Origin of the sequence: Sulfuricurvum sp., from assembly GCF_028710345.1 — a bacterium.
In the GTDB taxonomy this organism is placed as follows: domain Bacteria; phylum Campylobacterota; class Campylobacteria; order Campylobacterales; family Sulfurimonadaceae; genus Sulfuricurvum.
On sequence record NZ_JAQTUH010000003.1, the window covers coordinates 341,491 to 353,246 of the forward strand.

Annotated in this window: 9 protein-coding genes; all 9 read right to left on the reverse strand. The window is 39.8% G+C overall.

The features are described 5' to 3' along the window. Positions 1 to 19: 19 nt before the first annotated feature. The gene (locus tag PHC76_RS06340; RefSeq protein WP_299973540.1) at positions 20 to 2,374 is read right to left on the reverse strand and encodes a PAS domain S-box protein; all 2,355 of its coding nucleotides are present in this window, start codon (positions 2,372 to 2,374) and stop codon (positions 20 to 22) included. Continuing rightward, on the reverse strand, positions 2,343 to 3,893 hold the full coding sequence (locus tag PHC76_RS06345) for an HD domain-containing phosphohydrolase (protein WP_299973537.1): 1,551 nt from the start codon (positions 3,891 to 3,893) through the stop codon (positions 2,343 to 2,345). The genes PHC76_RS06340 and PHC76_RS06345 overlap by 32 nt, the downstream gene beginning before the upstream one ends. Continuing rightward, positions 3,890 to 4,657, reverse strand: coding sequence for an MBL fold metallo-hydrolase (locus tag PHC76_RS06350; protein WP_299973535.1), 768 nt, complete (start codon positions 4,655 to 4,657; stop codon positions 3,890 to 3,892). Before PHC76_RS06350 ends, PHC76_RS06345 begins: the two co-directional genes overlap by 4 nt. Beyond that, entirely contained in the window at positions 4,654 to 6,165 is a 1,512-nt protein-coding gene (locus tag PHC76_RS06355; protein ID WP_299973532.1) for a response regulator, read from the reverse strand. The genes PHC76_RS06350 and PHC76_RS06355 overlap by 4 nt, the downstream gene beginning before the upstream one ends. A gap of 97 nt (positions 6,166 to 6,262) precedes the next feature. Then, on the reverse strand, positions 6,263 to 7,375 hold the full coding sequence (locus tag PHC76_RS06360) for a methyl-accepting chemotaxis protein (protein ID WP_299973530.1): 1,113 nt from the start codon (positions 7,373 to 7,375) through the stop codon (positions 6,263 to 6,265). Between the two features lie 47 nt (positions 7,376 to 7,422). Beyond that, the gene (locus tag PHC76_RS06365) at positions 7,423 to 9,693 is read right to left on the reverse strand and encodes a diguanylate cyclase (RefSeq protein ID WP_299973527.1); all 2,271 of its coding nucleotides are present in this window, start codon (positions 9,691 to 9,693) and stop codon (positions 7,423 to 7,425) included. A 54-nt stretch (positions 9,694 to 9,747) separates the two neighbouring features. Continuing rightward, positions 9,748 to 10,596, reverse strand: coding sequence for a TIGR01777 family oxidoreductase (locus PHC76_RS06370; protein ID WP_299973524.1), 849 nt, complete (start codon positions 10,594 to 10,596; stop codon positions 9,748 to 9,750). Positions 10,597 to 10,839: 243 nt separating this feature from the next. Beyond that, positions 10,840 to 11,436: a peroxiredoxin gene (locus tag PHC76_RS06375; protein WP_299973522.1), complete on the reverse strand. Its 597-nt coding sequence runs from the start codon at positions 11,434 to 11,436 to the stop codon at positions 10,840 to 10,842. A 113-nt stretch (positions 11,437 to 11,549) separates the two neighbouring features. Next, a partial coding sequence (locus PHC76_RS06380; RefSeq protein WP_300209872.1) for a hypothetical protein occupies positions 11,550 to 11,756 on the reverse strand: 207 nt, incomplete at its 5' end.

Sequence of the window (11,756 nt, forward strand, 5' to 3'; positions counted from 1 at the left end):
ATAATAACTCGATTATAATCTATTTTTCATCACTTTGCGATTGATTGATATTAAAAGCGATACTAAAGCACACACCATCCTCTTTGTTTTCCGCGTTTATCGTACCGCCAAGATGTTTTTCCACAATCGTTTTAGACATATAAAGCCCTAATCCCGTCCCCGTTTTCTCATCTTTTGTCGAAAAATAAGGATCATAGATACGCCCCATAATAGCAGGGTCAATCCCCCCTGCATTGTCGCATATCGTAGTAACAACCTCATCACCGATATCCTCAATCACGATAGTGATGCGACGAGAAGTAACCCCATCACTGATCAGTGCCTCTTTAGAATTTTTCAAGAGATTAATAAACACCTGTAATAACTCGCGAGGATAGACTCTCACTTTCGCATGGGAATTATCCGTTAGTGTCAAGAGAATATCATGACTGTGAAGACTCGCATCGATCATCGATATCGCATCATCCATAATATCAGCGATGGAAACTAACTCTTTTTCTTTATCCGGTCGAAAAAAGTCCCGAAATACATCGATGGTGCTTGAGAGGAAATTCACCTGAGAGAGTATCCCCTCTCCGCTTGTACGGCATTCATCGATATTGAGACCGTCAAACTCCAAATCGATTAACATATTATTGACCATCATCGAGACAATACTCAGCGGTTGACGCCACTGATGGGCAATCATACCGATCATCTCCCCCATCGCGGCATGTCGGGACTGGGCTATCATCAAATCTTGAGTATCACGAATTTCATTCGACATCTTTTCATGTTCACTCATATCACTTGCCATAGCGACATAACAAGGCTTATCATCATAGTAGGTAGACTGTACCGTAACATTGACCGGATAGCTTGTTCCATCTTTTCGATAATGATACGTATGAAGTGAAACACACCCGTGAGTTTTAACTTCATCCATGTAATTTTTTAACTCTTCAATATCCATCCGTTTGATATCCAACGGCGTTAATCGAGTCATCTCAGGCATAGTATATCCGGTATTTTTGAGGGCACTTTTATTAAGGTAGTGAAAATAAAATGTTTGTGCATCAAAAATATAAATTTCTGTCGTTGCCTCTTCCACAATCATCCCAAGATGATAATTCTTATCTTCAATCGATTTAACATAACTTACATCGGTATGAAATCCTATCATACGCACCGCAATGCCATATTCATTGAATTGAACCACGCCTCGATCTAGGTTCCATATATAATGACCGTCCTTATGATGAAGACGATGAAGATTTTCATATTTTATGGTTGGATCATGGATACTATTTTCAATCGCTTCATTGGCGGATGCCAAATCATCGGGATGGACTAAGTCTATCCATGTTTGGAGTGCATTGGGAAGTTCATCGTCTCTGTATCCCACCATCGCTTTCCAATGTGGAGAGAAATAGACGCTATTATCAACCAAATTCCAATCCCATAATCCATCTTTGGTTGCACTCATTGCTAACTCAAATTGCTCTTGTGATGATTTAAGTTTGGTCACATCACTCATAATCAGAATAAATCCATTAAACTTACCACTGACATCATCGACAGGTCGAATAAAAACATCGTAAATATAGCGCTCTTGTGAGCGTATTTGCTCATAAAAAAATCGGTAAGAATCGGTATCTCCCAAATCACTAATTGCTTCAGCTATCCATTCAGGGGTAGTAACGGTTTTGTTTTGTGCATAATAATACGTACCGCCATGATATTTTTTGTCAAATAAAATCTCACTTGCCGCTTGATTATAGTTGAGAATTATCCCAAAAGAATCAAGCAATATGGCCCCCGAAGAGAAGGAATCAAAAATGGTAAGGTAGAGATTTTTTTCATTGGTTAAAGTACGATTGTGTTCGGAGAGATCATGTATCTGCTCCTCTGAACTCCGTCCATGCCATTCGATGGAGTAGGCTATCTCAACGCGGTCAAAAAACTGTTTGACGTATTCATAATAAAATTTCGGATCATCAAATAAAGAGGAATGAAGTTCGATTAAATCGTGGTAAGTTTGACGATAGTATTTAAACAGAGAAATAAACATCGCGAAATTAACCCCGCGTGCACGATGACGCTGTGCCTCGAGAAGCCCAAATGCTGAAGCGGGATCATCCTTATAATTCTCACTAGGTCCCAAAGCGGGAGGAATCGGATATTCCTGCATCAACAACCCAAGCGAATTTGTCAACCCCTCTATCGAAATTCGCCACGCTTCAAGCAGTGTTGAGGTATAGCTGGTGTAGCCGTGTTGAGCAGCATAGTCGAGTATTTTCTCCATAAGCCACACTTCATGGAGACGTAACCAATCAATAAAGGCTTCATTAGAGTCAATTTTTTTAGGAGTTATTATGTCGTTTATATCGTTCATCACGCATCCTTTGTTCTAATTCTGCCAAGGTGATCTTATGGTTTTTAGAGATATCGAGATGAAAATGGGTACAGGTTAGATGGTTTTTCAGTAAAATTTCTGAAGAAGCATACAATTTTTCTTCAAATTCAAAATGGTTTTGTGAAACAATAATAAAATCATTGGCATGAATACGGAAAAGGAGTAATCCGTTAAAATGGTCGTGTAACATCTCTGCAACACTGTGCAAAAGAGCATTCCCGCTCTCCCAACCATACTCATCATTAAATTCACTAAATCGATGCAATGAAATCACATGAATACAACGATAAGTATAGGTATAACTGTTCTTTAAAAGGACAACATCCAAATAGTTATGATTGTACAGTCCCGTTATTGCATCTTTGTAAAAATAGGCAAATCGCTCCTCTTCTAATGAAGAGTGGGGAAGCTGTGATATCTGTTCCGCCACCTCAATATGAGCCAGTGCCCTGAGAGCAAAAGGGACAACAGTAGGATCAAACTGGATTCCACTGAGAGATTCTACCTCTTGTATAGCTTCCAAAACACTTTTGCGTGGTTTATAAATGCGGTTGGTTGTCATCGCATCAAACGCATCGGCAATAATCATAATACGTGCAAAAGGATCAATTTGATCCCCCCCAACCCCTCGTGGATATCCACTACCGTCATAGCTCTCATGGTGATCACGAATGATAGGAATCATAGAATCAAATATCGGAATCTCTCCAAGCATCTCAATACCGACAGTCACATGCTCTTTTATCAGTTCACGCTCAATTTCATCGAGTTTTCCCGGTTTTAACAATACCGTATCGGGTGTAGCGATTTTCCCGATATCATGGAGTATCCCTGCACGGTAGAGCAAATCACACTGACTCGAATCATACCCCATCTCTTGCGCTATACGGCGAGAATAATCAGCCACTCGATGGGAGTGCCCTGCGGTGTAGCTATCGCGTCGTTCTATCATTTTGATTAGACCGATTAAGGTTTTTTCATAGTACACTATCTTTTCACTTTCAAGATCTTTGTACTCTTTGACTTTAAGATCCACCAATGCCTCAAGATGAGTTCGATACGCATTATTCTCACGTAGTTGAACAATTTTAGAGACCACTTTATAAAGAACTTGAATGATTTGAGGGTGATTAATCGGTTTGAGAATATACGCATCGATACCCAACCGAATAGCCTCCATAAAATATTCACTTTCGGTGTAAGCAGAGATAATAATCATCTCTTGAAGCGGGTTAATTTCTTTGATACGATGCAACATCTCCAATCCGTTCATATGAGGCATTTGAATATCGGTAATAACAATATCAAATGGTCTCGCATGATAGTTTGCCAACCCCTCTTTACCATCCGAAGAGAGTGTTACATTGGGGAAAATCTTTTTTAAATAGTGCTCAACTTCCGTACGTAAAAGTGTGTCATCTTCTACGTACAATACTGAAATATTTGATGCTTCCGCATGCAAAAATTTGAGCTGTTCCGAAGTTGAGTCAACACTCATCGCTTCAATCCGTACAGGGTAGCCACTTGTTCTTCTCCACCTTCTACCTCTTCAAACCATGATAAAAATTTTTGGGCAACTTCACCCTTAAAGATTGAACCATGTTGCGGTGCTATAATCTCTACCTCATGGCGACGGACACACTCAACCCACGCACGGCAAAAAATGTTTGATGCCATATATCGGCTGTGAAATCCTTCGAGATATGGACGGTGTTCTTCAAAATCATCAACCCGCTTGTTAAGGTTTTGAGGAGACGCAACCGCCGCACCGATATCTCCCGAAAAGAGGATTTTAGAACGGCTGTCATAGAGAGAAAAGTTACCCGGAGAGTGGAGAAAATGGGCAGGGATAAACTGGAGGAAATCGTTTCCGAATTTAATCATAGCACCATGATCTTCCAATCCCATGATCCGTCCCATATCCATCAAACCATAGTGACCCATAAACCGCACCCAAAGGTTTGATATTACCAATGAAGCAGATGTTGCGACACTCCATTGATCGATTGCTCCTGCCACATCGGGATCTTGGTGAGAGAAGAAAATATATTTGAGGTGCGATGGGTCAATATGTGCAGAGATAGCATCATACAACTCTCCAAAAATAGCCGCACTACCCGGATCGATGAGGATAGCCGCATCGTTTTGTATAATCAAAAACTGATTGACCGAAAGGGAGTAGTTACTGTGTTCCTCGTCTTCAAGACTAAACATAATACATTTGTGATGACCATCGTCATACAGGAGGGTTTCATTATTCATATTTGCAATCCTTTAAATTCTCGAATTAAAATCATTTGCCGTTTGGCAACATAATCGATCATATTTTTTTGCCCAGCGCTGTGTAAATCATACGTTAAAATTACTTCATATCGACGATTTCCCTCAATGATACGGAGAACTTTTGCTTTTGTATTGACAATAGCCGGACGAGAAGACGACGTTATCACAATATCCAATACCACCTCCTGATTAATTTCAAATCCACTCGGAAGAATAGAGAGCTCAAGTCGTATCGCACGCACAGAAATATCCAAAATAGCTTCTATCCCCTCTATTTTACGCCCTTCAAAGAGCATTGTAGCGCTCATATCTTCCCCTGGTATAACCCGTATCACTTGACGTTCAGATGGGGATCTCTGCGCCATTTGGTATTGAGAAAAATAGACTTTTTGGTTGTCATAATCAAACTTGACTAACGAACGGCACCATATCGGCATCACAAAAAGCTCTGAGCTGATATAGCACTCTTTTTCGTGTTGTATTGCTTTTAACTGAACTTGTGGAGCACGTAAAACGAGATTACCTTTTTCAATTTTTTCAACCATTCCGTCATTAGTGATACTTAACCCTTTGTAGAGGTTATGGACACGTACTTTTGCACCGCTGCGTTGTGCCAATTCAACCATGTTTCGGACCATTTGTTCATCTTTGCTTAACTTATCACGCTCTAACGCATTGGCATCATAAAGTTTGAGCAAACCAAGTTCATTGACATTATTTAGTGAGATAATAGAAAATCCCTCTTTTTTGGGAATACGTTGATAGGTCAGTACAAAATGGGTCGGATTCCCCTCTTTATCCGCCAATTTGATATTAAATAATTTTCCTTCATGAGCACGCACCGTATCAAACCACTCTATCTCTTCATGATTATATAAAAAAGTGTTATGTTCTAAAAGTAACTCGCCAAAATGGGAAAAGAGCTTTTTAAACTCTTCCAAACGCTCCAGCTTAAAAAAGTCCAAACAATGGTGATTGGCTATCACTACATTTCTACCGTTTAGGAGAAAAACGAGACTGTTTTGGTAGTTAAAAATCGCCTGCATATTTTCCATAAATATTTTATGATGGAGTTCTGTATTGAGTTCTGTGACACACCGCAGAAGTACTTCGGAGAGGCTATCAATTTTGAGAGGTTTGGTGAGGTAATCAAATACGCCGATACGGATAGCATCGTGAAGATACTCACTTACATCGTGCGCTGTTGTAATAATAATTTTTGTATCAGGTTCAATCTGCTTTATCTCTTCCGCCATTTTCAGACCATCGAGTTTGGGCATGACGATATCGGTGATAACTACAGAGGGGCGATGAAGTTTAAAGAGTTCTAACCCCTCAACTCCATCATAAACAGAGTAAACGGTTTCGAAAAATTTTTTAAATAATAGTGTCGCTTGAGAATTAAGTCCGACATTATCTTCGACGTAGAGAAGTGCATAGGGACGCAACATCTCACGAAGCTGTTTAAAATCGATTGCATCACCCATAAATCGCTCACTTCTCTCTTGTAAAAGTTTTCATTATTAGTGTACACCGTATTGAATAACGTATCCTTAAAAATAGTTATTTTTTTACGGTTTTAGATTATTTTTTTGTACGTCTTTGTCGCTCTTCATTCAACATACTATTCAAAGCATTGATCACATCATGACTCGCTTTTTCAGCATCTTTAAAATAGGTCGTAATATTTTTAGCCTCTTGCTCACACGTGCCGGCACTGACACATTTAACCGCTGCTAATATATTGTCGTGTACTGCTTTATGCGGTGCTTCGAGATTTCTAAAACTTGGGGTATTTCCGAATATCTCTGAACCTTTTCCACCCTCAGCCCACTTACCGAGACGACAGTGGTGGTGATCAGCAAATTCACTATCGACTTTAAGAGTAAAGACACTTGTATACCCTCTGGCTTTAAAGAGGAGATGGTCAAGCTTGACCAATACCATAAATACCGAGTAGAGAACATTAGTAGAATCAGACTCAATCATCTCTGTTTGATGACCGAGCTCACTTAACGTCGCTCTAAAATTCTCCAGTTTGTGGGTCGATTCTGAAGAGATAGACTCCATTGAGCTCGAACGCTCATAAATCTCCATCGCGTTTTGTTTCAAACTTTGAACACTAATTGCCACTTCCGAAGTAGCTTTTTGGGTACGTTCCGCAAGTTTACGTACTTCATCGGCAACCACGGCAAAACCGCGACCATGTTCACCCGCTCGTGCTGCTTCAATAGCCGCATTGAGTGCGAGAAGATTGGTTTGATCGGAGATATCTTTAATCAAATCGATAACTTGACTGATAGAACCTACACCGTCATTGAGCTGTGAGACTGAACCGTAGTTTTCGGTGATATTACCTACAAGATTTTGTTGAATCGTTAAAATCTCACCAATCTCTTCGTTGATTTCGATGGCACTGGTACGATTGTTTTTATTCAGTATTTCAATCTCTTCGAGATGCGTGACGTTATCAGCAAGATCTTTTTGCAATAGTGACAAATCGTTTTGACACCCTTCCGTCAAATTTTCGGTCAATTTTTGAACCAGTTCAGCCATTACTGCTTTACTTTTATAGCGAGCATTTTCCTCTTCCATGCGTGCTATTCTTACATTGAGGCTGTCATTTTCTCTCTCAAGCTCTGAAATTTTACGATGTAACGGTTCTACGTCTTCTGTCTCTTTTTTACCAAAAAACATTGGTTTCCTTTTATTAGAATATTAGATGCAGTTTAGCGGGTTTAACCTTAGGATTTTGCCACTATAATTTGATTTCTACCGTTCGATTTTGCCTGATATAGCGCTTTATCAACCTCTCCAACACACTCATGCACCTCTGAGACATGCATCAGTTTTCCCAATCCGATGCTGATAGTCAAATACAGATTTTCTCCAAAAGAAAATTTCTCCACTTTTTGACGAAGCCCCTCTGCGACAATAAGTGCCTCTTCCATCGATGTGTGGGGTAAAATAATCATAAACTCTTCACCCCCCCATCTCCCCACAATATCCGTCTCTCGAAGATTATTTTTCATAATCACCGCAAGATCATGCAATACTTCATCACCCGTTTGATGTCCGAATGTATCGTTAATATTTTTAAAAAAATCAACATCAATCATCATCAATGCACAATGATATTGCGCGTAACGATTCACTACTTTTTGTTCTCGAATCAATATTTCATCAATTTTTTGACGATTATACAAACCGGTCAGCTTATCGGTAACCGAGAGAGCAAGAAGCTTTGTGTTATAACGCTTAAGAACACGATAACGCCATGCAACTCCCATCATAATAATAACAAGTAGACCCAATATTTTTAGTATGGCCGTCGTATCAAACCATCCTCTCTCTTCGATAGTTGATGCCCAACGATTGTAAATACGTTGCATTGTCACATCATCTAGGTGGTGTACCGATTTTTCAAAAATAGTTTTAAGTTCCGGTTCATCATTACGTGTCCCAACACTCAAATCATCTGTCACCTCTAATCTCGAAGAGACTTTGAGTATTCCTGTATATTGCTTTTGGATATAAGAGGAGACCACCATAAGATTATCGATATACCCATAAAGTTCTCCACTTTCAACCCTACGAAGCCCATCAGTCACAGAATCCACTTCTATTATATTCAACATAGGATAGCGATCCTTCAGTATCTCAATCGTAGAATATCCTTTAACAATTCCTATCTTCTCATGGCTTAATGATGCGATTTTTTCTGTAAAAGGTTTGTCATTGGTTGTCACCATAACATACGGAATATTCAAATAATTTGACGTAAAATTCATATATTTTAATCGTTCAGGCGTATCAACAGCAAGCGATAAAATGTCGCATTTTCTTTGCTGTGCATACACCAGTGATTGATTCCACGACGTTGTAGGGATTAGCTCAATCGGTATACCGATGTTGGATTCAAAAACGCTCATTACATCCGCAGCTAACCCTATATGCTTGCCATCACGGATGGCTTCGAGCGGATACCACTCCGGATCGACGCACATTGTGATTTTTCTCTTTTTGTGGAGATATTTTTTCTCATCGTCACTAAAGGATATCTCCCCTTTTGCCATCTCTGCAATATCACGAAATAGATAATGTCCTAATTTTTCATCGCTTGTTAGCGCACCGGTTTGCAGTAACTGTTTGTAAATCCGAACCGTCAGTTCCCCATTGGTTTCACCGATAGGATAAAAATCGGTCATCATTATTTTTTGGGTCACTTTAGCTTCGTATTTCAGTGCTTCACGTGATTTTTTGGTTGAATAGTGTTTTAGTATCATCTCAATCGTTTCATCAGGATGATCGAGAGCGTATTTCCATCCAAGATTTGTCGCATCGATAAAACGTTGTGTCCGCTCAGTATGCTCTATCGCCTCTTCAGGAGAGGTAAAAAGATTCACCGCACTCATCATAAATCCATACTCACTTGGATCGATAATCGTATAGTTGATACCCGATTTGTCTATTTGATACAATTCATTAGAACGAAATGCACTCATGACATCCACTTTTCCATCGATAAAATCTTGTATAACGAAACTGTGTTTAATAATATGGGCATTTTTAGGAGAGATTCCGAAGTGGTTAAGGAGCAGTGCTAAGGAGCTGTATTTTGACTCATCTTCAGTCAACATAATCTTCTTTCCAACCATATCCGCAGGATTTTCAATCCCTTTTCGAGCAACAAAAACGAGAGGTGAACGTTGGAAATAGGTACCAAGCAATACAGTAGGTTTAATATGACCGTTATTGACAACAATACTGGAGTTATACACTCCATACGTCGCTTTACGGCTCAATACATCGGTGACAATATCCACATCATTATGATATTCGCGCAGTTCGACATCCAGTCCCGCATCACGGTAATACCCTTTCTCTTTTGCGGCGATAAATCCTGCAAATTCGAATTGATACTTCCATTCCAACTGGAGTGACACTTTTTCTAAATCATTATTTGCCAATAACGATACATAAAGTGTACTAAAAATTAAAAAAAGATACTTCATCCCTACCCGCTCAAAAAACTTTCTATCACTATAGTATCACAAGAGAATAAAAAATCATACTAAATTTAAAATTGCACTCTCAATGTTTGGATATTCAAAACGAAATCCTTCGTTAAGTAAACGTTTAGGGATTACCTTTTGTCCATCCGTAAGGACTTTTGCACCTTCGCCATAGAGGAGTTTGAGGGCAAATTCGGGGACAGGAAAAATAGTAGGTCGATGCAACGCTTTTCCCAATGCCTCAGTTAATCCGCGATTGGTTGTAGGCTCAGGTGCTACAAAATTATAAACACCATGCATCGTCTCATTAGCGATAATTTGAGTGAATCCTCTCGTTAGATCGTCGATATGTATCCATGAAAAATGTTGCTCACCCGACCCGATTACACCCCCAAGCCCTAATCGAAAAATAGGGAGCATTTGCGCTAATGCCCCGCCATCACGCCCCATTACAATCCCGAATCGGGTAATAACAATCCGTTTTGCCACTGCTTTGAGTGCTGTTTGTTCCCATTCTTGACATAATTGTCCTAGAAAATCATCAGCATAGTGTTGCGTAGACTCATCGTATATGCCATTATTAGGGTAAATCCCTACTGCCGAAGTCGATATAAAAACTGATGGAGGGAGAGACATTTTTGCCATCGCATCGACCAATTTTTGTGTCGTTAAAAGCCTGCTGTCACGCAATGTTTGTTTATAAGAATCTGACCATCGTGCTATGATAGGGGCACCGGAGAGATTAATGAGAGCTTCACACCCCTCTAATCGTGTACTCAATAACGCAACATCCCCGTTTAAATCATGACGATCGAGACCGATAACTTCATCACCATTTTGTTCAAAAACTTTTTTAAGGGTGTTTCCGACAAAACCGCTCATCCCTGCAATCGCGATACGCATACTCTCTCCTTTTGCACTATAAGACTATTGTAGCTGATTGTTGATAGTGGTTAGTAGAAGAAAAAAATTATAGTGAAAAAATGATTTTTGATTAATTGAAAGAGTGAGATAAATTCTGCCTCGAAGAGGTATATTTCGCTATCCTATAAATCTCGAAAACGTATTTTCGTAGCTTTAGGGGGTTGCAAGGGACATTTTTGTCCCTGCCACTTTGTGGGCTTTGCTCAGAAAGTGTTTAATACCTTATAGACTTTCCGCGTGTGCCGCAAGATATTCAGCAACACCAGCAGTACTTGGTTTCATACCCGCATCACCTTTTACCCAACCGGCAGGACATACTTCGCCGTGCTCGTCAGTAAATTGCATCGTATCAACCATACGGATCATCTCATCGATGTTACGTCCGAGTGGAAGATCATTGATAACCGCATGACGAACGATACCTTTTGCATCGATCAAGAATGAACCGCGAAGCGCAACTGATTCACCAAACAATACATCGTAATCACGTGAAATTTGTTTGTTCAAATCGGCGACTAGTGGGTATTTAATACGACCAATTCCACCTTTTTCTACCGGAGTTTCTCTCCATGCGAAGTGTGAAAATTGGCTATCCACTGATACACCGATAACATTTACACCACGGCTTTCGAACTCTTCGATACGGTGAGAGAACGCGATGATTTCAGATGGACATACGAAAGTGAAATCCAATGGATAGAAGAACAATACAGTCCCTTTTTTACCAAAGTTTTCAGAGAGTTTGAAATTATCAACAATAGTGCCATCGGCTAAAACAGTAGTTGCAGAGAAGTCTGGAGCGGGTTTTGTTACGAGCATGAGTTTTCCTTGTGTTATATAAAGTGTGCAAATTGTAACACAGGAAGTTTAATAAAAATAAGTTACTAAAAAGTAACCTATTTTTCTAAAGGAAAATTTTTATTATTTATTTTTTATACGATCACAAAGTCTGTAGTCGTAACCGCCGGGTGTCCGGTGAGGGTAGCGAACTGAACCGCTACAGTTGCCCCATTACCATCGGCATCATAGCTGAGTGTTCCGGTAGTAGTGTTATAGAGAATGTAATCATTAGCATCGGTTGCCGTACCGGTTGCATTGGCTTTTAAGAAAGCAGTATTGAGTGCACCTGTTGTTGTGAG

What these genes read in the sequence shown, in the direction of transcription:
- PHC76_RS06340 (WP_299973540.1), bottom strand. Translation starts at nt 2,374, where the DNA reads ATGAACGATATAAACGACATAATAACTCCTAAAAAAATTGACTCTAAT.
- PHC76_RS06345 (WP_299973537.1), bottom strand. Translation starts at nt 3,893, where the DNA reads ATGAGTGTTGACTCAACTTCGGAACAGCTCAAATTTTTGCATGCGGAA.
- PHC76_RS06350 (WP_299973535.1), bottom strand. Translation starts at nt 4,657, where the DNA reads ATGAATAATGAAACCCTCCTGTATGACGATGGTCATCACAAATGTATT.
- PHC76_RS06355 (WP_299973532.1), bottom strand. Translation starts at nt 6,165, where the DNA reads ATGGGTGATGCAATCGATTTTAAACAGCTTCGTGAGATGTTGCGTCCC.
- PHC76_RS06360 (WP_299973530.1), bottom strand. Translation starts at nt 7,375, where the DNA reads ATGTTTTTTGGTAAAAAAGAGACAGAAGACGTAGAACCGTTACATCGT.
- PHC76_RS06365 (WP_299973527.1), bottom strand. Translation starts at nt 9,693, where the DNA reads ATGAAGTATCTTTTTTTAATTTTTAGTACACTTTATGTATCGTTATTG.
- PHC76_RS06370 (WP_299973524.1), bottom strand. Translation starts at nt 10,596, where the DNA reads ATGCGTATCGCGATTGCAGGGATGAGCGGTTTTGTCGGAAACACCCTT.
- PHC76_RS06375 (WP_299973522.1), bottom strand. Translation starts at nt 11,436, where the DNA reads ATGCTCGTAACAAAACCCGCTCCAGACTTCTCTGCAACTACTGTTTTA.